We start from the raw sequence: 25,747 nt of genomic DNA, 5'->3' as shown, positions 1-25,747 counted from the left end.
TAATTTCAAAACTTACCGCAATAATAGTACAAATAACAATTTATTATAACACAAAAGTCACTAATGTCGAAAGAAAAGCACCGGACAAAATTTTCTTCTGCCACGGCGCTTTTTTCAATCAGCCTGATATTGTTTAAAGTTTTTTATTATAACTATAGGTGTTTTTTGCGAAGCATTGCCAAATGGATTATCAAGCAGCAGGCTGGCAACCTTGCTGCCGTCCACCCCGTCTGTCACTCCTACAATGCGCGATCGCTTCAGATCATTCACATCAGCAATGACTGCGCCAAAACAGCCCAGCCTTTTTTTTAACTTTTCTACAACTTCATTTGGTTTTTCAGGCCCGTAAACTATACATTTATCAAAAGGCGGCATCGTTCCTGTAACATCATCAATCAGCGCTGCCTGTTCTCCGCCCCATTTATAAAACCAGCCGCCCTGTCCGAAAAGTTTTGCAATGAAGCCAAAAAATAAAGCAAATGCGACCCGCCACTTTCCTTCCACATCCATAAGAGACTGCATACCATGGGGACTGGCCAGACTGCCGTAATCAGGTATAAAACGACAGCAGAAAAGAGCTGTTTTAGATATTTTCAAGTCCTCAGGTCTTATAAATCGACCTTGTGTTATAGCAACAACACTTTCCGCCACAGAAATAACATCATTATCCGTTATTTTTCCCTTAGTGTACTTTTCTATAACGTTTATAATATCATCTTGTTCCGTCAATATCCTTGTCGGAACCGAAATTATTTGCACTTCACTCATTGTATCAATCCTCCACTGTTATATCAGTCGATAAGTTCTAAATCCAATAAAGATGCTATTTTTTTTGCAGACAACACAAGACGTTTTTTGGATAAAGCCGCCTCATGACGTGCTGTATGCTGATAAATGATGTCTACGGGTACATCAACCATATGGCGCAGTGTATTTCGTATATCTCCGCGATTCCTGTCAATAAGTTCAATTTTTACTGTCAGGTTTATTTTTTCAAATTTTTGAATAAGTACAGCCTCAAAGTAATCGTCCTCACGCGGTACACCTGCCAATTGGACTTTCCCTCTGACTTCAATGCCATCAAATTGCTCATACGGTAATTGCGAACGCACAAAGCAATCCATTATCGTGGCACATTGTTTCCCAGCATTCACTATTTCAAACTCCGCAGAAAAAACAACGCGGCTTTTTTCATTCTCTTCAACAATAAAAGGTGTATGCTTCTCAATACAAAATTGTATATCAGCATCACCAATTTGCCGCCATTTCAAATAAACCAGGATTATTACAATTATTAGCGCTATTAATATTATGCCTAAAACTTGCATCAATTTGCCTCCATAATCAGTTGAATTCACTTAAATCTATATTATTGATGAATGGATTTTCCAACCCCATAACAATTTTCACCATATGTGCAGCATGCTCAGGAGCTGAAGAAAAGAAAAATTCCATTTTCCCCTCAGTTCTTGCCGAATTTAACATCTGTCCATCCCGCAATATTTGCTCAGTCTTTTTAACAGTGCTTAGAGCAGGATTGATCAGACTGACATCAGTATCAAGATATTTCTTTAAAATATCACTTATTATAGGATAATGCGTACAGCCAAGAATAAGGGATTCAATGCTTTTCTCTTTAAATTTCAGCATATATGATCTTGCCGCATTTTCAAGAACCGCATCTTCAATATGCCCGCTTTCGATCAATGTCACAAAATCCGGACAGGCAACAGCATATACTTCTATGTTTTTATCGATCTTTGCCGCCATATCTGCATGGAATCCTTTTTTTACGGTGGCCTCGGTAGCTATGACACCAATTTTTTTATGCGGAGATACAGCTGCCGCTTCTGATACTGCCGTACTCATAGGTACTAACGGAAAAATTGTTCTGCCGACGGCCTTTTCATATCCCCATGAAGTCATTGTATTGCAGGCAAAAACAGCCATCTTTACATTTTTAGATGCGAAAAAATGTAAAAACTGATCCATAAATTTTATTATTTCTTCCGGTTTACGAGGTCCGTAAGGCATACGTTTCATATCACCAACATAGATGATGTTTTCCCCGGGCAAAATCTTGTGCAGCTGCCTTGCAACAGTCAAACCTCCCGAACCGGAATCAAAAACGCCAATTGGTGCGCAAGCTCGCATTTAATCCTCTCCCTAACATGTAGTGTAAATATTACTTCAATGCCTGCTGTAATTTAATATAGTATTTATCCGGCAAACGGGTAATTTTCCCGCTGTCTTTATGTGTAAAAACATTCTGCGTATACCCTTTCACCAAAAGAGCATCCGTATCGTCGCGAAATATTTCATAGCTAAATTCCATTTTCGCTTTAGTGAGCGCAACAGGTGTCGTCCTGATAAGCAGTACATCATCATACTGTCCTGATGATATGTACTGTGCACTTACATTAGTTATGGGAAACACATATCCATCATTCATCATTTCTGTCAATGTTATGCCTGCCTTGCGCAAAAAATCGACCCGACCTATTTCAAACCATTTTATATAGTTGGCATGATGCACAACTGCCATAGCATCCGTATCAAAAAAATTGACCCGATGAGTTATTGCCGTTACCATTCTTATTCCTCCCCCACATCGTCAGAGGTATATACATGAGATATTATTGCCCAAGGACATTAGGCACCAAAATATATAAACTACAACAAAGCGGCATGTTTCAATATATCACATAGTATGTAAAAAATAAAGAAATTTCATTATTTAATATTGAAAAGCCGATATGACAAAGTCATACCGGCTTTTTCACAAACTCAGGCTAAAACGCGTGCCAGACGAACAAGTTCCGGATCAAGTGTTTTAGTATTATTTACTGAATCGAACAAATCTATACTGACAACCTTACCGGAATTAAAACCAAACACTACATTGGAAACACCGGAAATAACGGCAAGAGCTGCACGTTCTCCAAGGATGCTGGCTTTTAATCTATCTTCCACACTAGGTGAGCCGCCCCTTTGAATATGGCCCAGAACTGATACACGTGTATCAATTCCTGTTTTCGCGCCGATCTGTTTGCCAATTTCAATTCCATTCCCGGCTCCTTCAGCAACAACAATTATACTATAGCGGCGCCCGTCAGTATATGATTCTTTCAATTCTCGACAAATCTGATCAAGATCAAATTTTGCCTCCGGTACCAATATGTATTCCGCGCCGCCGGCTATTCCCGACATCATAGCGAGCCAGCCTGATTTGCGTCCCATTACTTCTATGACGATTATCCTGCGGTGTGATGACGCTGTATCGCGAAGCTTATTTATAGCATCAAGGATAGTATTGACTGCTGTATCAGCTCCGATGGTATAATCAGTGCCCCATACATCATTGTCGATTGTTCCCGGCAGACCAACAATAGGCATTCCCCCCAGTTTGCTTAAAAGTGATCCGCCCGTGAGACTTCCATCACCGCCAATTATGACCAGACCTTCAATACCATGACTCTTCAAATTTTCCAGTGCTTTTTTACGGCCAGCCTCTGTTCTGAATTCATCACTTCGTGCCGTACCAAGGAAAGTACCGCCGCGTTGTATCACATCACTTACGCTGCGAGATGTCAGCTCATGGATTTCATCGTCGATCATCCCCTGATATCCATTATAAATGCCCCAGACCTTAACTCCCTCAAAAGCAGCAGTACGCACAACCGCTCTGGTAGCTGCATTCATCCCCGGGCTGTCTCCGCCGCTGGTCAATACCGCAATGGATTTTAACATTTTCCCACTCTCCCATTAATAATTGATAAAGCCGCAACACAATAATAAAACATACTGATACCCTTCTAATGAAAATTACTTCATTAAAAAGGACTCTATATATTCTAGATAATTACAGACAAAAAGTAAAGCCCTTTTACAAAAAGCAATCTTTTCGTTGTCTCATATCCTTTCCTGTTGAATTTTTATCTCATCAGGTTCCTCGCTCAATTCAGCACCGATCTTTACAAGAATGCGCGTAATACGAATATTTTCCACTTCTTCAACAAAAAAAGCATTAATCCCAAAAGTTGTTTTCTGTCCTACACGAGGCGGTGTATCTACCCTGGTAGCTAACCATCCGCCAACAGTATCAATATTTTCCGCATCAATTTTCACTTGCAGTATATCGTCCAGTTCATTCAGGAGCATTCGTCCGTCTATTGAATAAAGACGTGTTCCTTTTTTTTCAATAAATGGTCTTTCTTCATCAAATTCATCCTGTATTTCGCCGACAATTTCTTCTATTATATCCTCTATTGTAACCATTCCTGCCGTTCCGCCATATTCGTCTACAACAATGGCTAATTGCACTCTATGCTGCTGCATTGTATGCAGCAGATTGCTGATGGGCATAGTTTCAGGAACAAACGGAACAGGCCTTATAAATGACAAAAGCTCTGGCTTCTTGCCTATATAAAGAGATCGCAATAAATCCTTTATATGCAGAAAACCAACTATATTATCCTTATCATCCCGACAAATAGGATAACGAGTCAAATGCTGTTCCAGTGCTGTTTTTATATTTACATCTGATGAATCTTCAAGATAAAGACATACCATATCCGTGCGCGGTATCATAATTTCCCGTACATTCCTGTCTGCAAAATCAAATACATTATCCACAAATGTCAATTCGGTTTTGTCAATGTAGCCATGCCTGTGACTTTCTTCCATCAAAATACGAATCTCATCTTCCGTATGGGCAACATCTTCCTCGGCAGCCGGTTCAAATCCCAAATGCCGTATGACCCAATTAGCCACATGATTTAAAAACCATACAGCCGGATACATGACTTTATGAAAAATCAACATTGGCAGAGCTATTCCCAACACCACGGGTTCCACCCTTTGTATAGCCATAGATTTAGGTGCCAGTTCTCCCAAAACAATGTGAAGCGCCGTAATAATAAGAAACCCGACCACAAGTGAAATAGAATGTCCAAGCGGCGGATTTATGTCCAGCATTCTCATCAAAGGTTCCAGAAAAGCGGAAACAGCAGGTTCACCGATCCAGCCCAAACCAAGAGATGCTAAGGTTATCCCCAGCTGAGTGACCGAAAGCGATGCATCCATATGATCCGTAAGCATTTTCGCATATCGTGCCCGTTTATTTCCCCGCTGGATCAATATATCCAATTTTGTAGTTCTGATTTTCACTATAGCAAATTCGGCAGCGACAAAAAAACCATTCATAAATACTAAAAAACAGACCAGCAAAAATTTTAGGAAAACAGAAAAAATATCCAATAAGTACCCGCGTGCACGGGGTTCACCTCCAAGCCTATATGCTAATATATATCCTTTATTATTAATTCAAAACAAAATGCCAAAAATCCTGCCTGCTAAGATTAATCGGTCAAATTTGGTTTGCCATTATCATCGGCAAAATTGGCAGTACAATGCGGATAATTTGAGCATCCCCAAAAATAACCGTTTTTTCCTTTTATTCGCTTTAGTTGTCCTTCCTTGCAATATGTGCACAAGTAACTGTTCTTTTGGCTGTATACCTGTTCACTGTGACTTTTTTTCTCGCGCATAATCAGATCCCTTGCCGAAATCATACCTGCAGATATATTCTTACTGATTTCCGTTCTATCGTATTCCTGTTTTTTCTCATTGGTCACTTTAAAATCGGGAACACCGTTTTTATCATTGCATGTCATGCGGCAACGGGGATAATTTGAGCATCCCCAAAAGCAGCCATTTTTCCCATTGCGTTTTACCAGCACTCCTTTTTTACATCGCGGGCATATATGCTCTCCCTCGACAGGCATAGCAGCATCATACGCTTTATTGCAAAGCAATGTTGTAAAACTTTCCTGCTTGGTCAAAAAATCTTCCAGTGTTCCTTTTCCATTAGAAAGGTCATTCAAATATTCTTCCCAAACTGCGGTAAAGTCAGGATAGAGCAATTCGTCAGGAAGTGCATCCACAAGCATATAGGCACTTTGAGTAGGCTGCAGATACTTCTTTTTCCCTTGTGCTGACAAAAAGCCCCGCTTTATCAAATCATCTATTATAGAGGCCCGTGTTGCTTCTGTACCTATGCCATATATAGCCCGCAGTTTCTTTTTTACTGCTGCATCCTTTACATATTTGTGTATCTCCTTCATCCCCGCAAGCAATGTTGACGGTGTAAACCGTAACGGAGGTTTGGTAGCTTTTTTTTCGAGTGACGCGTTTAGATATGTCGCCGCATCTCCCTTGCACATTAAAGGAATAGTATTTTTTTCATCATCTTTTTCTTCTTCTGCAAGTTTGTTTTCAGTAATATAGAGCATTTTCCATCCATACTGCTTTTCCGTACGTCCCGTTGCCTGAAATTTTTCATTTGCAAACATAAGAATCAGTTTTATTTGATCATAAATATGCACAGGGTAAAACTGAGCTATATAGCATTGAGCTATTAAAAAATAAATATTTTTTTCCACTTCACTCAATGTAGAGAAATTCACCTTAGTCTGCGTGGGTATTATAGCATGATGAGCGGAAATCTTTTTATCATTCCACGCTTTGCTTTTTATCTTTGAATCTGCCCCATCTGCCCATTTTCCCAGCTGCTTTTCTCCGCATATCTTTAGATTATTCAATATGATCTTGGCATCGGCAAACTGGCTGATAGGCAAATACTCACAATCCGAACGCGGATATGTAGTCATTTTTTTTTCATAAAGTTTCTGTGCTGTATCAAGAACTTGCTGAGGTTCATAACCAAAATGTCTTCCCGCCAGGACCTGCAGCGCCGAGAGAGAAAACGGCAGGCACTGCACCTCTTTTTTCTCTGCTGTGTTATATGAACTTATCTGTCCCGGTTTATCAGCTTTATCAAAAATTTTTAACAATTCTCTCGCAATTTGTTCATCAACCAAACGACCTTCATTGTCAAGACCATTCTGCGTATCTTTAGCCTTCCAAATGCAGAAAAATTCCCCATTTTGATGTTCAAACTGTGCTTTTATCGTATAATAATCCACTGGTTTAAAAGCTGACAATTCTCTTTCTCTGCGGACTGTCAAAGCAAGTGTTGGTGTTTTCACGCGGCCTACCGGCAGAACTAATCTTCTGTGCCCTGCTCTTCTAGCAGCCAATGTATAAGCCCGCGAAAGATTCATCCCAATCAGCCAATCAGCTCTGGCTCTGGCCAAAGCTGATTTTTTTAACGGCAAAAATTGTTTATTGTCACAAAGCGAATCATTGGCCTTCTTTATGCTTTTTTCATCCAGAGCATTCAGTAATATACGTTTAACTGGTTTTTTGTTGCCGACATAATCCAATATCTCATCAATAAGCAGCTGCCCCTCGCGGTCCGGATCTCCTGCATGAACTATTTCGTCAGCTTTTCCGATAAGTGACCGTATTATGTTAAACTGTTTTTTACTTGAAGCAGTGATAAGCACCTGCCATTTTTCAGGAATTATCGGCAGATCCTGTGCCTTCCATATTTTATATTTTGCATCATACTCATCAGGCTCGGCCTGACGCAAAATATGTCCAAAAGCCCATGTTACGATCCCATCCATCGTTTCCAGATAACCATCGTGCTTTTTCATCGGCCCCTTGAGGCACTTAGCGATTTCATTGCCCATACTGGGTTTTTCCGCTATATATAAACGCAAATATTAACGCTCCTGTTCATCTGAAATATTTCCACACTGTTTCAGCTATAAGCAAAAATATGATAACTGAAATAACTGCCATAACAGCCAGCACAATAGGTGCTTTTTTTATTATTGAATCAGCCCTGCATCTGCATATTTGTTTCACATTTTCCGGCAGTAACTTTATAACAGCCGTTAATATTGCTGAGCCCAATACTGCATCATCAAAAAAGCCTGCAATTGGTACACTATCCGGTATCAAATCTATGGGACTGAACAAATATATTACAGCAAAAACGATAAGTCCTTTTTGATATTTTGGCGTAGTTTTATTAAGTACTGCCAATAACAGCACCAATAAATTATATCCGCATTTTTTAAAAACAAAAGATAATCGCATTTTGCTTTCCTTAAATATAAATGAAACTTATTTATAATTTCTAAAAAATTTTTCCACAAATTCATTAGGGTTTTGCGATATTTGAATGTCGGATTCAAATAATCTATTCCATGGAAAATTCACCTTTACTGCTTTAATATTTAAAAAAGGTATGTATTTGTCAAATAAATTTTGTGTCATTTGCTCTGCATCAATCTGCGCAGGCTCAAGTTTATCACCGAGAGAAAGCTTTGAGCCCCTGCCCGGAAATATATTCAGCTTTCTTGCAACAGCCTGCCGCACATTAGCCTGATAAAACCAGTCATCAACATATCTGGTCAATAAAAGCATATTTTTATTTTCGTCAGTCATATGCAATGATAACAATCCCTGTCCGACTGACCAGCCGGTGCTGTTAGTCGCTGTGTTCCAACCAGCATACGAAGTCAGCTTAAACAAAAGATTTCTCTGCAGTAAATTGTGCATGAGTGCATTGTCCGCACCATTGGCAAATGCAATATCCCCAATAGCAACAGGCGTTTTATCTCCCAGATAATGCTCGATCATATTGACAAAGGAATTCGTATTAGCCCGCGGATAAATTGAATTGAGATTTTCACCTGCTTCATATGTCATACCACTGACATTTGTATTTACCAGCAATATCATTGACGCTCCCTTTGCTGATGTTGTAGGGCGCCCCCCTGCCAAATCTATCTCCGAACGAACAGAATTATCTATTGGCTCATCCGAATAAGAAGGAATAGTAGCGCCACCATATCCGCTGGCATAACCAATTGCCACAACAGGCTCATAGCTATAGATCTTATTTATAGCTCTTGTTATAAGAAGAAGCCCCATCTCATCCACACCTGCAACAATGCGAAAATTGCTGCTTGACATTCCTTGTGCAGACTGACTGAGTACAACACGCTCATTATGCGTTTGAGAAAACGGTGCATTATCATCGCACCCCACAACTAAATAGTTGATTATATTATTGCGTGTCAATTCAACTAAGACTTTATTGGCATCAAAATTTTTGCGACGCCTGCCCATCCAATCATCAATCACATTTAGCGGTATATGCTGACGTAGCTGAACCATCTGATCTTCTTCGTTACTTGTAAGTCCCTGAGAAATATTTTTATCCAGCAATGCCGTATACTGGAAAATATAATCGCCATACGTTTGATAATATGAAGGCTCTTCTGTCCCTGATGCAGCAGCATTTTTAGGTGTGCGCATAATAGAAGAAAAAACATATACCGGAAGTTTAGGATACTTTTTATGAATAGAAATAAAGTAATCCGTCCTTTTCAAGATATCGGTCCTATCAAAACTATGCTTACGAGAAGCTACCAAGCTCCCATATAAAAGCGCATCAGAAGAAATAACAGCAGCATCCGCATCCTGTGCATTATTCATTACCCATTGATATAAACCATCTGGATCTCCCGGTGAAGTGCGAGTTCCCAATAATTGCTCAGGAGGAACCTTGATAACTACCCCTGCCTTTTCAGCTACTGCCACAGTTTGTTTGTCCGATATCGGACGATTATCATGAGGAACATATAAGATTACCTTAGCTTTTACCTTCTTTGCCGCTGCCGGCACACTTTGCAAATTTAATACAAACAACGATAGCATTACCATCGCAAGTATCTTTTTCCAACTGGGATATTTCAGTACAGATAAATAATAACCCAAAAAATCCACCTCAATACTATATTCTCTTAGTTATTAAGAATACCATAAAATATACCAAAAATAAATCAGTTGCTTAAAATTTGACAGAATATATACGGAGAATTGTTAAATAAAGTGCGACACTTCATGTAAAAAAACTTCAATAATGGCTTTCATGCATCCCTCTATAAGTGTTTCAATCCACGCGCCCATAAGGGTGTGACCATTACGCTGCCAGCAGGCATATCATTCCTTGCGTTTCAATCCACGCACCCATGAAGGGTGCGACTCCGCAAATTATACATAATCCTTTATCACGGTCGTTTCAATCCACGCACCCATGAAGGGTGCGACGGCTGCTGCACCTGCCGATTACCGGGAACCTATATGTTTCAATCCACGCACCCATGAAGGGTGCGACACAAATATTGTTTTGGCTGCAGACAATAAGGGCGTTTCAATCCACGCACCCATGAAGGGTGCGACAAGACCATTCCGTATATGGGCTAAAAAAGTTACTGTTTCAATCCACGCACCCATGAAGGGTGCGACACGCATAAGTTTGATACTAACTTGTTTTCGATATAGTTTCAATCCACGCACCCATGAAGGGTGCGACACCCACAGTTCTCACCGTTTCCCCACCAATACTTGTTTCAATCCACGCACCCATGAAGGGTGCGACTAGACGGTATAAGAATAATGACGACAAGGTGATGTTTCAATCCACGCACCCATGAAGGGTGCGACGCACTGCGTCAAAGATATCGGCAAGAATAAGACTGTTTCAATCCACGCACCCATGAAGGGTGCGACTGTTTTTTCTGCGTAAAATTTGCAACATCATACCGTTTCAATCCACGCACCCATGAAGGGTGCGACGAGAAGTACATTACTTCTAAGAAAGGAAATTAATGGTTTCAATCCACGCACCCATGAAGGGTGCGACCTAGTGACTGATGCAACTGCTACACCTGCAAAATGTTTCAATCCACGCACCCATGAAGGGTGCGACCTTGCCGCCAAGTCCTTTTGCTATAAGAAGAGCCGTTTCAATCCACGCACCCATGAAGGGTGCGACCATGTCATATATATCATTAAGGAATGGCATGTTGCGTTTCAATCCACGCACCCATGAAGGGTGCGACTTAATTGATAGCGGCTATTTTAATAGGTGGAATGTTTCAATCCACGCACCCATGAAGGGTGCGACGTGCTGCGTATCATCTGCCGGACTGCACTGGCTGATGTTTCAATCCACGCACCCATGAAGGGTGCGACAACCCACCTGGTTTGAGGACTCTGAAGCATTCGGTGTTTCAATCCACGCACCCATGAAGGGTGCGACGTATGCCGTTCTCTGTCTGGGTCCCACTCACGTGTTTCAATCCACGCACCCATGAAGGGTGCGACTATCGCCCCATATGACAGTATCATGCCAGATAACGTTTCAATCCACGCACCCATGAAGGGTGCGACTAGGGAAAATAATAGTAGGGATCAACGTAAAGTATGTTTCAATCCACGCACCCATGAAGGGTGCGACTCATCCGTAGTTTATGGTTGACACAATTGACAAGCGTTTCAATCCACGCACCCATGAAGGGTGCGACTGATTTTACGCCGGGGCGGTATGCATGGATACTGGGTTTCAATCCACGCACCCATGAAGGGTGCGACTCAAGAGTTTGACAGTTATTTAATTGATCGTAAGTTTCAATCCACGCACCCATGAAGGGTGCGACCTTTAAGGGGTATGCCTTTCGCCACCAGATAGTCGTTTCAATCCACGCACCCATGAAGGGTGCGACTTTAAGGGGTATGCCTTTCGCCACCAGATAGTCGTTTCAATCCACGCACCCATGAAGGGTGCGACGCCGATAAGCACGCTCCTTTAGCATCAAGTATGACGTTTCAATCCACGCACCCATGAAGGGTGCGACGCCAGATTCTCCGCTTATGCTTGCCCCTCTGACGTTTCAATCCACGCACCCATGAAGGGTGCGACTCCGGTACAGTATCATCGCGTTTGCCCTCAGCGGTGTTTCAATCCACGCACCCATGAAGGGTGCGACTCTTAAGTATGATTTTGTTATATTCATTTTTCGTTTCAATCCACGCACCCATGAAGGGTGCGACTTTAGATAGAATTTCTAAGTTCAGGATTTTAGCGTTTCAATCCACGCACCCATGAAGGGTGCGACCAGTGGCCGAATAATAATCACCTTCGCGGGTGTTAGTTTCAATCCACGCACCCATGAAGGGTGCGACGATGAAGCTGATCGCTTCGTCCACATGATGGAGTCGTTTCAATCCACGCACCCATGAAGGGTGCGACTTTTGACGACTGGTTACTAGCATCAGAATACGCGTTTCAATCCACGCACCCATGAAGGGTGCGACATTAGTTCAAAATTCCGTTTATGCGCTCGACGCGTTTCAATCCACGCACCCATGAAGGGTGCGACACAGAGAATAGGACAAAAAAACATGAAAAATGAAAGTTTCAATCCACGCACCCATGAAGGGTGCGACTTGATTATTTTTTCACCAGTTGATTCATTCGGCACGTTTCAATCCACGCACCCATGAAGGGTGCGACATCATTATGACCGCCGCAATCAGAATGCATCCGGCGTTTCAATCCACGCACCCATGAAGGGTGCGACTCCATCCTCTGCAGCGGCATGTTTCTTTTTACTGGTTTCAATCCACGCACCCATGAAGGGTGCGACGTACAACAAATCATGTAACTACTTATGTTTTTAGTGTTTCAATCCACGCACCCATGAAGGGTGCGACGCCCACGCAATTGTAAGTTTTGCATACTCGGAAATGTTTCAATCCACGCACCCATGAAGGGTGCGACAATATCAGCCAGAGCAGACCAACACCGCGGTATGTTTCAATCCACGCACCCATGAAGGGTGCGACGTAACCATTATTGGTATAGTATTAAATATTTCTTGTTTCAATCCACGCACCCATGAAGGGTGCGACTTACGAGAGTAAAGGCTGGCTGATAGGCAAGAACGTTTCAATCCACGCACCCATGAAGGGTGCGACTCTAATTCAGTACCTCTGCGACACGTCTAGTATGAAGTTTCAATCCACGCACCCATGAAGGGTGCGACGCCTGCTGAATAAGATGCGTGCTATTATTAGTACGTTTCAATCCACGCACCCATGAAGGGTGCGACTTTTGTTTTAGATTATTATACCCCTCCGCATTACGTTTCAATCCACGCACCCATGAAGGGTGCGACTTCAGTCATGACCCCAGAAGGATATATAACTGACGTTTCAATCCACGCACCCATGAAGGGTGCGACAAGGGGCAGGTGAATATGCATGACTCAACCAGACGTTTCAATCCACGCACCCATGAAGGGTGCGACGATAACCTTTCATTTAAATCAACTATTCCCGCAAGTTTCAATCCACGCACCCATGAAGGGTGCGACGCCACGATAAGCCTTTACGGTCGGAATCAATTATGTTTCAATCCACGCACCCATGAAGGGTGCGACTTTCCAGCCCATTCGCAATGTTTTATATTATCCGGTTTCAATCCACGCACCCATGAAGGGTGCGACTACGGAGTGATATTGACACGATCATTGATTATCGTGTTTCAATCCACGCACCCATGAAGGGTGCGACTAACAGCACCTGCATCCTCATATGTAGCTCATGCAAGTTTCAATCCACGCACCCATGAAGGGTGCGACTTGAGGAAACTATGTATAGCGACTTCGACGAGGCGTTTCAATCCACGCACCCATGAAGGGTGCGACTAGTTTTTTTGTATCAATTCATCTGTGATATCAGGGTTTCAATCCACGCACCCATGAAGGGTGCGACAGAACTCACTATGAGCGGTTCAAGCGGTGAAGCGTTTCAATCCACGCACCCATGAAGGGTGCGACCTGACCGTAACAATTGATTTACCAGCAAGCGGGCAAGTTTCAATCCACGCACCCATGAAGGGTGCGACAATACCTGCTTCATGAGCATCATTAGCATAGCCTGTTTCAATCCACGCACCCATGAAGGGTGCGACTACTCATGTTATACGTTGTTTGGGGGTATTGGGATGTTTCAATCCACGCACCCATGAAGGGTGCGACTTTTTATAGAATTGCTTGACATCAGTTAATTTTTGTTTCAATCCACGCACCCATGAAGGGTGCGACAGCAAAAAAATCGATTATTATCTTTTTTAATTATAACAAACTAATCTATAATTAGTATATACGAGATACTACAAGAAAAATTTAAATAATCAGCTTTTTTACCCGAATTTATCGGATATAATCCTTTAAATTCGTAATATAGTTTTGAAAATGAATTTTATAGAATCTAAAATTCATTTTTATGCTTAAAAAGCATGCGTTTTTTCTGTTTACTTACCTTTCGCACTAAATAATAATAGGGCCTTCAATATCATAAGAGACTCTAACTCCTATATGTTTCACTTTTGCTCCTTTTGAACTACCCAAATAGTAAAATCGTAAACTATCCTGCTTGGGGTCTATAATTTTTTCGAGATCAATTTCGATTTTTTTGCACTGCGCGGGGTCAATTTTACATTCAAACACAGAATTTTGTACTCTTTGTCCAAAATTTACACATATCTTAGCTACTTTGCGCAAGCGTCTTTTACCTTTCTCATCTACAGTAGAAATATCGTATGTGATTAAGACAAACATAACTATTACCTACTTCCATAGAAATGGTGGATAAGTATCCAGGTCATTACGAATACACCTAGCAAGCAAAATTGCCTGTACATGCGGAACCAGTCCCCATTTTATTTTTTCTTCTAAAAAAGGATGTGTTATCTGTTCTTCTTTATGTGTATGCCATGCTTCAAGTACTAGCTTCCGTGCATCGTCTGTCATCAGAACAGCACCATTTTCTTTTTGTATAAAGCCATTTTCAGTAATTTTTTTCCTATTTACCATGGTTACTGCTACTCTATCTGCTAAAATTGGACGAAACTCTTCCATCATATCAAAGGCTAAAGACTGACGTCCCGGTCTGTCACGATGAAGAAAACCAACATATGAATCAAGTCCGACACCTTCTAAAGCACTTGCAATATCATTTGCCAAAAGCGCATAAATGAAGGATAGTAAACAGTTCATATTATCTAACGGTGGCCTTTTATTTCTTTCCTTAAAGAAAAAATTTTCTTTTTGATTGAGAATCATGTCATCAAAAACAGAAAAATAAAGAACTGCTGCTTTGCCCTCTATTCCCCGTAATTCGTCCATATCTTTTGCCGCTAATATATGCTGCATTTGTTCTTGTATATGATCGATGGCCTTTTGTAATTTATCGACAGCTACCCGCATGGGATGGTCTCGCTTAGTCCGTTCCAAAACCCATTTACTATTATACAACTTTCCTGCGATAAAGCATTTTGCCAGATTCAGGCTGTTATCCTCACTATCTGACCATCTGTACTGTTCCTTGCGCAGCAGCACATTTCCATTTGTTTTTCCGATTACCCTTGCCATAAAACGGCCTTCTGGCGTCATAAAATTCAAAGCAATATTTTTTTCTGCACATTTTTTCATTAATGCCGGACTAGCCCCAATATAACCGAAAGTAGTGATTTGTTCAAAATTATGCAAGGGAAATCGCCCCAGTATTTTATCATCTTTTAATACTACAATATTCTCTCCATCAAGTGATAAATATGCTGTATCCTGGTTCACAAAAAGTGTGTTTAAGAGAGGCTTCATTCCTCCAGCCTCCTTTTCATATAAAATTGAGCTGATTTCTTTTTGTTCAATTTAGGTATACAGATATCCTTTACTGAGCAATTTGCACATCCCTTTCGTTTCTTTACCAGTGGCGTATAGCTGCGTTTAAGATAGTCCCTCATTTGCCGCAGCATCTCGCGAACATGTTCTTTTATTGTCTCATCGAATAAAACTTTCATACGACGACGAATCTCAGCATAATAGAAGAATCCAACGGGAATATCCACCGCCAGCATTTCTTCCAGACACATAGACTGTACTGTCAGCTGCAGCAAATCTTCTTCGCCTTCTTTTGGCCGTCCGCGTTTATACTCTATTGGTACAATCCGATATTTCCCCTGATAAGACGGAATTGATATCCCTGTTTTATCAGCTATGAACTCAACCACATCACAGGTGCCACAAATACCCAGTTCACGCGACATGACTGGCATGCCGCGGACTGTAATGCAATTTTTGCGTTTTTCCTTTATGCTTTCATCATGTGCCCTGTCATGCAATGCATGTCCCTCTACAGTTAAAACATTCTCCTGCCACTGGTTTTCCAAATAGGCAATTGCCCATTGCCGCGGACAATAGGCAAAATGTTGAATTTCAGCTATTTGGAGATACTTATCTTCTTCATAAACCATCATTTTTTAGCATGCCATCTTCATACATCTCAATTGTAATTCCATCTGTTTTGCGCAGGAATTCATCATTGATAATATAGTCTTCAAATTTTCTCGGTAATTCTACATTATCTTTCTTTTCTGTATACATACTCCTATGAACTTTTGCTGAGGACAATCTCCCAGTCTTATTATCATGCTGTATCCAATAAAATCTGGACATTTCAATACTGCCTTCTGGACGTGCAGACGAAGCGTCATTTTCAAATAATGTAACGAGTGCTTTTTTTATTTTTTCGGCATCTGCTTCACTAAATCCTGTTTTTTCAGCCAACTGCACATTTATGCTGCCCACAAGCTTATACAAGCCAAACTCAACTCGATGCTTCATACCCATGGTATCAGAACCCTTCTTATCGCCAGGTTCTCCATTGACGCTTTTGGTGATCTGCATACTTGTCGTAAGTACCGGGTCCAGGCTGACTGCCGTGTGTATAGATACCGGTCCGCGTACACCGACCGATACAGCATCGACATTCGTCCCTTTCTTTAGAGCAAACACTTGCCCGAAAGCCCGCACATCTATCCATATCTTGCATGCTTCATCGGCAAAAAGTCTCGTACGGTTTGCTTCTTTTTCTTTCATTTTTAAAATTTTTTCCATTGTCGGATTACCTTCCACGCGCGAACGAATACTGTCATAGCCATCATCATTGCGCTCATCAGACATAACAACGATTTTTTCTTTCATATCCTGCAGGCGGTTACGTACTTTTCGCTTGATGCATACATCCGAAATCTCCCCATAATTATCGTAATTAGTACGGGGCTGATTACCATTGATTGGGTCTCCGTTCGGATTTGCTCTCTGTACTGTGATAAATCCAATAAAATCAATTTTATTTGTTAATATCCCCATTATCATTCTCTCCTTTTACAATGTTTATATTCGATGACTGTGCATTTTTCTGCTGCTTTGCCAATATATTTGCTTCACGTTCTTTATCAAATACATAGCTTTGGCAATCAAAGCCTAATAAGAATTTGCTGTTTAGCGGTTCATTTGCTGCAAATTCATTAGGATCAAATAAATCTGCAATTTCATGCAGCAGTCGTATATCACGCTTATTATAACGCAAAGCTTTTTCTTGATAAGGGATCAGCTTCATCCGTATTGTTTTCCATATTTTAAACGGATTTTCGGCAAATGCACTCATATATTTTAATGCGTTCGTCAATCGTTCATTATTCTTTTCAAAGGTTGATCTTTCAATTTTATCTGCTACGGCCAGCAATCTTCCATAAAGATACGATCTGTCCCGGTTTTCGGTATCCAATGCCATTGTATATCCCGTCCTTTCTATTTCGATATTATCTGACCCTGTTGTTTTATTTTTTGACTCATACCAGCTGCGATTACGTATCATTGTACAGGCAGCCTGTATCAGCTGCTGCCAGTTATAATATTCATCACTCACCGCCATAACAGAACGTTTTAGTACACGGTTAACAGCAGAACGCATCATATCCAGCGGTATGATTTTGCCTTGAATAATACAGAAAAACAGTCGTTCTACCGACATTTTCATCTTGCTTTCACTAGTATTATCTCCGTAAGAGGCCTGTACCAGCTGTTTTGGCAGAGGCACACCTATATACCTCATTCTTTTTTTTGTTTCGCTGTCATATTTATTTTGTCTCCATGCCCCTGCGATATGCCATTCTTGTATACGCTGAATGAAGTCATTTTGAGCCATTTCATAATATAAGCAGATGGAAAGCCGTCCTGGTGTGGCAGCATCAAGCACCATGATATTGACTCTTTCCACTTCGGGAAGTTCGCTTTTATAACCGGCAAGTTCCGCATTGAGTTTCTCAGCAAACCCCTTCATCGTGTCTGAATATTTTTGGGTACCGCTGTATTTCCTGCGAGAAAGCAGTCTTTCCGTATCTGTAAAAATCTGCGGTAGTTCCTTTCTCCCCCAGGCAAGAAATATTCGTCCATTAATATTACTTCCCTGATTACGAATAAGCCAGTTAAGCGTATTCATTGCTTTTTGTGAAGTTTCGTATCCTACTGTTACACACTCTGCACCTGTTTCAAAACGTCCGCGAAAGGTGAATCCAGCATTATCGTTACTGGAAATAAGCTTTGCACCGTCACCGGGAAAGCGTATCCCCTTATTATGTTTTTCTGCACAAAACATTGATCTGCCCGTGACAAAACAAATGTCTTTTTTGTTCATAAGATACTCATTGCTAAATTTGATATATAGCCGCTGCAAACCCATATCCTTCCACAGATCCGGTTCAGTGTCACCCTCTATCAGTACACGAAAGCGGACAAAAGCCTTCAGTATATCGCCGGGGACAACCTGAAAAATCGGTGGTTTTTCTAAATCCTTGTATGGCCACTTTTGCATAATATTGCCGGTATCATCTTTGTAAAGTATTTTTTGTTCTAGCAAATCATTTATGAGATCGTGCTCTGATATATACTTATATACTGCCTGTATTTTAGGATGCGTATAAGGAGAAGTAACCCATGACTCCAATAATTTCAAATACAATGTGTATGGTTTTTCATCTTTTTTAGATGTTTTTTTACTATACTGATCGAAATCTCTGGCAATATAATGCAGATTATCATGCAGTGGATGTGGTGCGGGCTTTGATGTTCGAGATGCAGAATCCAATGTGCAAGGAATAAGTGTCGGCTGTTCTTCCTTGATGATTGTTTCTGCCCGACAAAGCTTTCCGGCTGCATCCACTGTAACTTCAATTTGAGCATTTTGGACCATATGCCCGATCGGGGGCAGGACAAATCTTTTCCCCTGCACATTATATGAACCAGCGAATGCAGCATTATCATCATAAGTTTTAACCAGTTCGTTCATCCAGCTCATAATCTGCCTCCTTCCATATCAGCATATTCCTCATCAACAAATCGTACATTGTTTTTATCAAAATGCTTTACTGCCGTTTTACGTATATTCTTTACTATAGTACATTTTTCCGGTCGTGGGAAATGGATGATCCCATCTTCCATAACAGCCTGCCACAGTCGCACCTGCAGTAAAGCTCCGCCAGTTTCGTCGATATAGTTGAAGCCATGAAACATTGTTCCCAAAGGAATGCTTCCCTTTTCTTCATAAAAGCTTTTCTTAACACCGTATGACACAGGTTCCACATATCCCTGACATTCACGTGTTCCAAGAAAGATATCTCTGCGCCCGCCATGCTCAACCATACGTTTAGCAATATTGTGATGCTTATTTTCGTTGCGATCCTGTGCCATATCCGTACGGTGCAGATTAAATTCAAGATGAGCCTTCACCTCGTATTCTACATCACTCAGATATTTATAAATTGCCAGATCATTGCCCGCCTCATTGTATTTGAGTGGTTTAACACCACGAGATTGAGTACATATCTCATTCATTATTCTGATTTCATCAATATACCAAATAATGGTAGGCTTCCAGTATATGCTTTCCGTAATTCCTTTTATAGCCTGATACGTAGGGACTGCGTAAGAAGCCTTTTCTCCTCCGACTTTAGTAAGCGGATCTGTAAATAATGCCATACGTCCATAAACTTTAAACTGAATTTCATTGCGCATTTTCTCACCTCCTTAAATAGAAATAAAATCATTTTTCTGCATTTCCAGTTTTACGCCGATTCCTTCATCGTAGAATTCATCACGCAAAATAAGCACACCGTACTCGGTCTGTCCGATTGCTCCGCAATCTGCCAGATGCCTTAATTCATACGAAAACAAATTAACCATATATTGCTGGGCTTCTTTCAGCTTATTATAAAATTCTGCCTTATCATAAAATTGGCTGTTCATCGACACTGCCAATTTATGACCTTTCTCACCGTATGGCACCAACACACCTATAGTCTGTGTATCAATTACCTGAAATGCTCTGCCGGCATCACGGAAAGCCTGCATATTACAAAGGTATTCAGTCCTATATTTTTCTTCGAGGCAATTATTCTTTCCGGCATTGTTGAAAGATAGGGCATCATATAAATTTTGGCCGGATTTTAAACGATAGCGCAGCTGTTCTTCTCTGCTATGATAATATGCCGCGAAATATTGCTTCATTATTTCAGGTGATAAAATGTCTTCGGCTTTTATTCGCTGCAGTAAATCCATAGCGGCTTGTGCACCTTTTCGGATATCCTCTAAATAAAGGAGCTGTTCACCCTGAATATTAAATATTTTAACGACACCATATGAGCTTTCACCATGGCGATTACATCGTCCTGCCGCTTGTGCGATCGAAGAAAAGCCTGCCAACGCCCGATACACTGTACTAAAGGAGATGTCCACACCGGCTTCTATGAGCTGCGTACTTACACAAATCACTTTAAAATGGTCGGGTGAGTTCAGAGCTTTACGCAATTTATCCAAGAGCAATTTTCGATGAGCCGGACACATTTTTGTGCTCAGATGGACAAGCAGTATCGTCTCTTCACTTTCTTCTGCGTGCTTTTGCAGATGTTCATAAAGCAGCCTTGCCATAGAAGTAGTATTGGCTATACACAGCACTGTCCCGCGCTCAAGTGTGTCCTGCCAGATCATAGCAGCTATTTCCCCTATCTCATGACCTCCGGGAACACAGATATTCTCTAATCGTACCCGCTTAAAAGCAGCAAAAATACTATCTAAATTATCAACCATTTCCGGTGGCTTGGAATAGTGTATTGGAATTTCTATATTACCAAGTTCAGGCTGTGTAGCTGTACAAAGTACCACTGTGGTATTACAAAACCGATTTAAAAAATTTAAAGCTTCATTGAACAAAAAACTACACTTGACCGGCAGTGTCTGTATCTCATCAAAAATAATAATACTGTCCTCTAATGCATGCAGCCGTCTGATTGATTTTGTCCCTCCGGCAAATAATGTGTTCAGCAGCTGCACCTGTGTCGTAAAAATTACGGGTACATCCCATCGCTCTGTCATGGAACGCCGCAACTCTGCCTGATCAGAATATCCGTCGTCTTCATTTATGACAATTTTATCTTCATTGGATTTATTAAGATCGATATTTTCTATTACATTTGAATGATGTTCAATAATCGCATCATCCATCGCAAAAATGTTTCGTATCTCCCGCGCGTTTTGATCTATAATTGAAGTATACGGTATTACAACCAGAATACGCTTTTTATGCCATTTATGCGCATGTTCTAAGGCAAAGCGCATACTGGCCAGGGTTTTTCCACTGCCTGTAGGTACACTCAGCTTATAAATCCCCGGTTCATGTACGGCAAAAGCAAAGCAGTCATCACTGATCTTCTGCCGCGCCTTGACGATCTGCTGTTTTTTGAGATCAGTTTCCCTGGGGATAGCATCAAGGTGTACTTGCAACCGCGCAGCAAATTCTTTCCATATGTTTTCAAGATCCCAAGAACGTTCAAAATGCTTTTCTGCCATAAAATTCGCTGTATCCAGGCGATCCGCGTCAATCAGCATACTAAATATCATTTTTATCGCCATACCTGTATAAAAATAATATACTTCACCCTGACGTGCTTCATCTGTTTCGTCATCGGCAAAACCCGTGATTTTATTATTTAACGCGGCTATCTCATGTGCAGCATTTTGGAATAAATCCTTGAATTCTTCTTTCGAAATTATCTCTTTGAAAAAATTACTCAATACTTCATCATAATACGGTAAATCTTTATTCAGTACACGATCCAAGAAGTGAGATGACCCGTTCTGCCCTATGAAATTTTCCAAACCGGTATGATGCGAAAGGAGTGCCATGGACAGCCATTCACTGGCTAAGCTTTCTTCATCTGAACCGTTATGATACTTAGCATATATATATTTTGCCGCGGCTGTTGAATGATCTATCTTTTGCCCACTTTTTAATGATGTGGTATTTTCGTGACTGGCAATAATATATGCACGAAAGCTTTCGCATAATTTCCCCATATCATGCAGTATGCCCATAAGCCTGCCTGTCATTGACAGCCCCAGATTTGCAGCAAAATATTCGGCAAAATCTGCCGTATTCAAACTGTGCTCACGTACACTCTGAATCTCATTATTTTCATTTCTAATATGTGCAATACTTTCCATTATTACCTCTATAATTATTTTTCAAAATGAATCAAATCTTTTTATCCAAAAATCAGCATTATAATGTTTATCATATAAATTTTATATCTGCTATTAAAACTCCTTTTAAATTAAAAAATTACTTTCAAAAACATTTCTTTTGCATAAGTCCGGCAGATATTATAATATATAGAAACACAATTTATAAAGGATGAGTTTTCATGCTGAAGAAAAGTCTTATTGTTTTTTCGATCTGTCTTATATTTGCCGCAGGCTTTATCACCGGCTGCATTCAAAAAAATACTCCGGCTAAAAAGGTATCTGCCGGAAATTCTGCTGTCCTGCCGACAGAGCTGAGCCAGCCCAATACAGTAGAAGGAACGGGTACCATTGAGGTAGCATTCAGCCCGGGCGGCGGGGCGGCTGAAGCTGTGATAAAGACGATAAACAAAGCAAAAACTTCAATCAATGTTCAGGCTTACATTTTTACCAACAGTCAGATAGCCAGATCTCTGTTGAACGCAAAAAAACGTGGCATAGACGTAAAAGTCATTCTTGATAAAAGCCAGCGTACTGACAAATATTCCTCAGCAAAATTTTTTGCCGACAACTCCATCCCCGTCAAAATAGATAATGATTTTCAGATAGCTCACAGCAAAATAATGATTATCGATGACCAAACTGTCATTACCGGTTCATTTAATTTTACTAAGTCGGCGGAAGAAAAAAATGCAGAAAATCTCTTAATCATTCACGGAAACAAAGAGTTGACCGCACTTTATTTGAAAAACTGGCTCTGGCGCTGGGATGCCGCCCAGAATTACAATTCCTGAATATAAAGAAGAGAGGCTTCTGATGAAACTTTTATTAACGGCCATAAATGCTAAATATATACATTCTTCCCTTTCCATGCGTTATCTGAAAAGCTGCTGCAGCGATCTTCCCTTAAACATAGAACTATGCGAGTTTACAATAAATAATCATCTTCTGGATATAGCTGACCAAATTTTTGACAAAAGGCCCGATATTTTGGGTGTAGAATGCTATATATGGAACATAGAATTGATCAAAGAACTGCTGCCGTTAATCAAAAAGCTGCTGCCGCATGTGATAATAATCTGCGGCGGGCCCGAAATCTCTTATGGTACGAAAGAAATGATGGAACAGCTCCCTGCAATCGACTATGTGATCCGGGGAGAAGGAGAAGAAACACTGCATGAATTACTGTGCCGCCTTATTGCCGGAAAAAACACGACCGATATTCCCGGATTGGCGCAGAAAACATTAAACGGTATTGAAACAAGCCTCCCTGTAGTTTTTGCAGATATGGATAAATTGCCTTTTCCTTATGCGGACGAGGATATTAAAACGCTTGACAATCGGATAATATATTACGAAAGCTCCCGAGGCTGCCCGTTTTCCTGCAAATATTGTCTGTCCTGTGCTACAAAAGGTGTACGCTACCGTTCTCTGGATAAAGTATTGCCTGAGCTTGCTTTTTTTGTCAGGCATAACGTCCGCCAGATAAAATTTGTCGACAGAACATTCAATGCTGATAAAAAACACTTTTTACCGATTCTTGAATTTATCAGCAAACAAAATTGCCGCACAAATTTCCATTTTGAAACAGCTATTGATTATATTGATGATGACGTTTTGATTTTACTCCGGAAAATGCCGCCGGGACGCGTGCAGCTGGAAATCGGCATTCAATCCACTAATCCTCTGACATTGCAGCACGTAAGCCGCCATAATAACTGGCAGAAAATATCAACAAACATAAAGAGTATACTGTCCTTTGGCAATATTCATGTTCACACCGACTTGATAATAGGGCTCCCATATGAAGATGTAACTTCGCTTACCAAATCCTTCAATGATATGTACGCCCTGCATCCTGATATGCTGCAGGTAGGTTTTTTAAAACTTCTCAAGGGATCTGCAATGGAACATTTAGTTGACGCACACAAGTATTCTTTTATGGATACTGCTCCTTACCAGGTGCTTGCCAACTCGTATATATCTGCTGAAGAGATGCGTACTTTGCGTATCTTTGTTGACGTATTTGAACTTTATTACAATTCAGGCCGTTTTCCAAACAGCTTGAATTATCTTATAAACGGTTTCAGCAATGATGCTTTTTCTTTCTTTTCTAAATTCGCTTTGTTTTGGTATAATAAGGGGTTGGGCAAAGCCGCACATTCACCAAAATCACTTTATGCTTATTTGGCCGGCTTCGTCAATTCTCTTCCAAAAGTAAGTATAGAAATTTTATTCGAGCTTATGAAACTGGACGCGATTTGTTCCGATCATGGCAGATTCAAAGCAGACTTTCTGAATTGGAGTGAAAAAGAACACAGCAAAGAAATAGAAACTTTTTGGAAAAATTCTGCCGTAGTCCAAAAATATATTCCCGGTTATGAATTTATCAGCAGGCGTACAATAAAAAATAGTTATCATATAGAACATTTTTCTATTGATATTCCTGTTTTTATAAATCAGCATTCCATCAAACAGAGCCATTGCATAGTCTTATTTATTTACGGCGAGGATCGTGTAAAAAAAATTTCAATAGATAAAGGTGACTTATTATAATGGTTTACTATGCATTTTCCGACTATCTGAAGCAGCGCTATGGTGAAAAAGTCTATAAGCTTCCTCTCGCTCTTCCCGTTACCTGCCCTAATCGTGACGGGACATGCGGAACAAACGGCTGTACATTCTGCGGTGCTATAGGAGCAGGTTATGAAAATCTGCCTGCTTCCATGTCCATTGCGCAGCAGCTTGCCAGCAATAAAGCTCACATCATCCCCAAATATAAGGCAAAAAAATTCATACCCTATATGCAGAATTTCAGCAATACATATCTGCCGGCAGAACAGCTGGAGAAATATACAAATGAAGCTGTGCAGGATGATGATGTTGTCGCTCTTTACATAGCTACCCGTCCTGACTGCATAAGTGAATATTATCTGGCGCGTCTCAGTGAAATAAAAAAACGTCGAAATATAGACATCTGCATTGAACTGGGCCTGCAAACAGTCAATTATCATTCTTTGCAGAAAATAAACCGCGGTCACACACTTGCTGAATTCATTGATGCGGTAATGAGAATAAAGCAGTATGATATGCAGACCTGCGCACATATTATACTGAACCTGCCCTGGGATGATATGACGGACGTGATAGAAAATGCCAAGATGATGTCTGCCCTGCAAATTGATCAGGTTAAACTTCATGCTCTTTATATAGTAAAAAATACTCAAATGAGCGAAGATTATCTGAACGGAAAAATAAATTTGATTTCTCTAGAAGAATATAAAGAACGTGTTGAATGTTTTTTGCAGTACCTTTCACCTTCCATTGTTTTGCAGAGATTAATCGGTCGCGCGCCTGAAAAGAACACACTTTTTTCGAACTGGCACACCGGCTGGTGGAAAATACGTGATGAAATAATTTCATATATGGAAAAAAATAATTTATATCAGGGTAAACTCTGTAATTACCTTAACGGTTCTGCTCTAAAAAAATTTAACAGTTATAATTGATAATAATTTTAAAAAGGTGTATTATAATCGTATGTTATTCTTATTCGTAGT

Annotated in this window: 19 protein-coding genes and 1 CRISPR repeat array; of the genes, 3 read left to right on the top strand and 16 right to left on the bottom strand. The window is 40.6% G+C overall.

Annotation, left to right across the window (positions count from 1 at the left end):
• Positions 1 to 114: 114 nt before the first annotated feature.
• The 16 genes from NXG61_RS10770 to cas3 all read right to left on the bottom strand — a co-directional run bounded on the left by NXG61_RS10770 (position 115) and on the right by cas3 (position 22,169).
• A complete protein-coding gene (locus NXG61_RS10770; protein ID WP_196603923.1) occupies positions 115 to 768 on the bottom strand; it encodes a coenzyme F420-0:L-glutamate ligase in 654 nt (217 codons plus the stop codon).
• A 23-nt stretch (positions 769 to 791) separates the two neighbouring features.
• Positions 792 to 1,328, bottom strand: a complete 537-nt coding sequence (locus tag NXG61_RS10765; protein ID WP_307224753.1) for a hypothetical protein — start codon at positions 1,326 to 1,328, stop codon at positions 792 to 794.
• A gap of 16 nt (positions 1,329 to 1,344) precedes the next feature.
• The gene (murI, locus tag NXG61_RS10760) at positions 1,345 to 2,154 is read right to left on the bottom strand and encodes a glutamate racemase (RefSeq protein ID WP_307224756.1); all 810 of its coding nucleotides are present in this window, start codon (positions 2,152 to 2,154) and stop codon (positions 1,345 to 1,347) included.
• A 31-nt stretch (positions 2,155 to 2,185) separates the two neighbouring features.
• Positions 2,186 to 2,593, bottom strand: coding sequence for an acyl-CoA thioesterase (locus NXG61_RS10755; RefSeq protein WP_196603926.1), 408 nt, complete (start codon positions 2,591 to 2,593; stop codon positions 2,186 to 2,188).
• 194 nt (positions 2,594 to 2,787) lie between these two features.
• Positions 2,788 to 3,750 (bottom strand): 6-phosphofructokinase, encoded by a 963-nt coding sequence (gene pfkA / locus NXG61_RS10750; RefSeq protein ID WP_196603927.1) that lies wholly within the window; start codon positions 3,748 to 3,750, stop codon positions 2,788 to 2,790.
• Positions 3,751 to 3,912: 162 nt separating this feature from the next.
• Positions 3,913 to 5,259 carry a hemolysin family protein gene (locus NXG61_RS10745; RefSeq protein ID WP_196603928.1) on the bottom strand — a complete coding sequence of 449 codons (1,347 nt, stop codon included), beginning with the start codon at positions 5,257 to 5,259 and terminating at the stop codon, positions 3,913 to 3,915.
• Between the two features lie 101 nt (positions 5,260 to 5,360).
• Complete coding sequence (locus tag NXG61_RS10740; protein WP_307224759.1) at positions 5,361 to 7,628, bottom strand: DNA topoisomerase 3; 2,268 nt, start codon at positions 7,626 to 7,628, stop codon at positions 5,361 to 5,363.
• 16 nt (positions 7,629 to 7,644) lie between these two features.
• A complete protein-coding gene (locus tag NXG61_RS10735; RefSeq protein WP_307224761.1) occupies positions 7,645 to 8,010 on the bottom strand; it encodes a YkvA family protein in 366 nt (121 codons plus the stop codon).
• A gap of 27 nt (positions 8,011 to 8,037) precedes the next feature.
• Positions 8,038 to 9,699, bottom strand: a complete 1,662-nt coding sequence (locus NXG61_RS10730) for a DUF4127 family protein (RefSeq protein ID WP_432748919.1) — start codon at positions 9,697 to 9,699, stop codon at positions 8,038 to 8,040.
• 236 nt (positions 9,700 to 9,935) lie between these two features.
• Positions 9,936 to 13,874: direct repeats of the CRISPR family, unit length 32 nt; unit sequence GTTTCAATCCACGCACCCATGAAGGGTGCGAC.
• A gap of 225 nt (positions 13,875 to 14,099) precedes the next feature.
• Positions 14,100 to 14,390, bottom strand: coding sequence for a CRISPR-associated endonuclease Cas2 (gene cas2 / locus NXG61_RS10725; protein ID WP_196603932.1), 291 nt, complete (start codon positions 14,388 to 14,390; stop codon positions 14,100 to 14,102).
• A 9-nt stretch (positions 14,391 to 14,399) separates the two neighbouring features.
• On the bottom strand, positions 14,400 to 15,431 hold the full coding sequence (gene cas1c, locus NXG61_RS10720) for a type I-C CRISPR-associated endonuclease Cas1c (RefSeq protein WP_307224764.1): 1,032 nt from the start codon (positions 15,429 to 15,431) through the stop codon (positions 14,400 to 14,402).
• Positions 15,428 to 16,087, bottom strand: a complete 660-nt coding sequence (cas4, locus tag NXG61_RS10715; protein ID WP_307224766.1) for a CRISPR-associated protein Cas4 — start codon at positions 16,085 to 16,087, stop codon at positions 15,428 to 15,430. Before cas4 ends, cas1c begins: the two co-directional genes overlap by 4 nt.
• A complete protein-coding gene (gene cas7c, locus NXG61_RS10710; RefSeq protein WP_196603934.1) occupies positions 16,074 to 16,982 on the bottom strand; it encodes a type I-C CRISPR-associated protein Cas7/Csd2 in 909 nt (302 codons plus the stop codon). Before cas7c ends, cas4 begins: the two co-directional genes overlap by 14 nt.
• On the bottom strand, positions 16,963 to 18,969 hold the full coding sequence (cas8c, locus tag NXG61_RS10705; RefSeq protein ID WP_196603935.1) for a type I-C CRISPR-associated protein Cas8c/Csd1: 2,007 nt from the start codon (positions 18,967 to 18,969) through the stop codon (positions 16,963 to 16,965). The genes cas7c and cas8c overlap by 20 nt, the downstream gene beginning before the upstream one ends.
• On the bottom strand, positions 18,966 to 19,685 hold the full coding sequence (cas5c, locus tag NXG61_RS10700) for a type I-C CRISPR-associated protein Cas5c (protein WP_196603936.1): 720 nt from the start codon (positions 19,683 to 19,685) through the stop codon (positions 18,966 to 18,968). The genes cas8c and cas5c overlap by 4 nt, the downstream gene beginning before the upstream one ends.
• 12 nt (positions 19,686 to 19,697) lie before the next feature.
• Positions 19,698 to 22,169 (bottom strand): CRISPR-associated helicase Cas3', encoded by a 2,472-nt coding sequence (gene cas3 / locus NXG61_RS10695; protein ID WP_307224769.1) that lies wholly within the window; start codon positions 22,167 to 22,169, stop codon positions 19,698 to 19,700.
• Between the two features lie 200 nt (positions 22,170 to 22,369).
• Between cas3 and NXG61_RS10690 the strand changes: the two genes are divergently transcribed.
• The 3 genes from NXG61_RS10690 to NXG61_RS10680 are packed head-to-tail and all read left to right on the top strand — an operon-like array spanning position 22,370 to position 25,696.
• Positions 22,370 to 22,981 (top strand): phospholipase D family protein, encoded by a 612-nt coding sequence (locus NXG61_RS10690; protein WP_196603938.1) that lies wholly within the window; start codon positions 22,370 to 22,372, stop codon positions 22,979 to 22,981.
• 22 nt (positions 22,982 to 23,003) lie between these two features.
• Entirely contained in the window at positions 23,004 to 24,743 is a 1,740-nt protein-coding gene (locus NXG61_RS10685; protein WP_307224771.1) for a B12-binding domain-containing radical SAM protein, read from the top strand.
• Positions 24,743 to 25,696 carry a TIGR01212 family radical SAM protein gene (locus NXG61_RS10680; RefSeq protein ID WP_307224774.1) on the top strand — a complete coding sequence of 318 codons (954 nt, stop codon included), beginning with the start codon at positions 24,743 to 24,745 and terminating at the stop codon, positions 25,694 to 25,696. Before NXG61_RS10685 ends, NXG61_RS10680 begins: the two co-directional genes overlap by 1 nt.
• Positions 25,697 to 25,747 lie beyond the last annotated feature (51 nt).

The sequence above is a fragment of the Pectinatus haikarae genome, assembly GCF_050916305.1.
Lineage (GTDB): Bacteria > Bacillota > Negativicutes > Selenomonadales > Selenomonadaceae > Pectinatus > Pectinatus haikarae.
This window is presented reverse-complemented; position numbering and strand designations above follow the sequence as displayed.

Excerpts from the sequence above, each read along its gene's own strand:
- NXG61_RS10680 (WP_307224774.1), top strand. The coding sequence starts at position 24,743 with ATGGTTTACTATGCATTTTCCGACTATCTGAAGCAGCGCTATGGTGAA.
- NXG61_RS10755 (WP_196603926.1), bottom strand. The coding sequence starts at position 2,593 with ATGGTAACGGCAATAACTCATCGGGTCAATTTTTTTGATACGGATGCT.
- cas5c (WP_196603936.1), bottom strand. The coding sequence starts at position 19,685 with ATGCGCAATGAAATTCAGTTTAAAGTTTATGGACGTATGGCATTATTT.
- NXG61_RS10735 (WP_307224761.1), bottom strand. The coding sequence starts at position 8,010 with ATGCGATTATCTTTTGTTTTTAAAAAATGCGGATATAATTTATTGGTG.
- cas4 (WP_307224766.1), bottom strand. The coding sequence starts at position 16,087 with ATGATGGTTTATGAAGAAGATAAGTATCTCCAAATAGCTGAAATTCAA.
- cas7c (WP_196603934.1), bottom strand. The coding sequence starts at position 16,982 with ATGGGGATATTAACAAATAAAATTGATTTTATTGGATTTATCACAGTA.
- cas1c (WP_307224764.1), bottom strand. The coding sequence starts at position 15,431 with ATGAAGCCTCTCTTAAACACACTTTTTGTGAACCAGGATACAGCATAT.
- murI (WP_307224756.1), bottom strand. The coding sequence starts at position 2,154 with ATGCGAGCTTGCGCACCAATTGGCGTTTTTGATTCCGGTTCGGGAGGT.
- cas2 (WP_196603932.1), bottom strand. The coding sequence starts at position 14,390 with ATGTTTGTCTTAATCACATACGATATTTCTACTGTAGATGAGAAAGGT.
- cas8c (WP_196603935.1), bottom strand. The coding sequence starts at position 18,969 with ATGAGCTGGATGAACGAACTGGTTAAAACTTATGATGATAATGCTGCA.
- NXG61_RS10690 (WP_196603938.1), top strand. The coding sequence starts at position 22,370 with ATGCTGAAGAAAAGTCTTATTGTTTTTTCGATCTGTCTTATATTTGCC.
- pfkA (WP_196603927.1), bottom strand. The coding sequence starts at position 3,750 with ATGTTAAAATCCATTGCGGTATTGACCAGCGGCGGAGACAGCCCGGGG.
- NXG61_RS10685 (WP_307224771.1), top strand. The coding sequence starts at position 23,004 with ATGAAACTTTTATTAACGGCCATAAATGCTAAATATATACATTCTTCC.
- NXG61_RS10770 (WP_196603923.1), bottom strand. The coding sequence starts at position 768 with ATGAGTGAAGTGCAAATAATTTCGGTTCCGACAAGGATATTGACGGAA.
- cas3 (WP_307224769.1), bottom strand. The coding sequence starts at position 22,169 with ATGGAAAGTATTGCACATATTAGAAATGAAAATAATGAGATTCAGAGT.
- NXG61_RS10765 (WP_307224753.1), bottom strand. The coding sequence starts at position 1,328 with ATGCAAGTTTTAGGCATAATATTAATAGCGCTAATAATTGTAATAATC.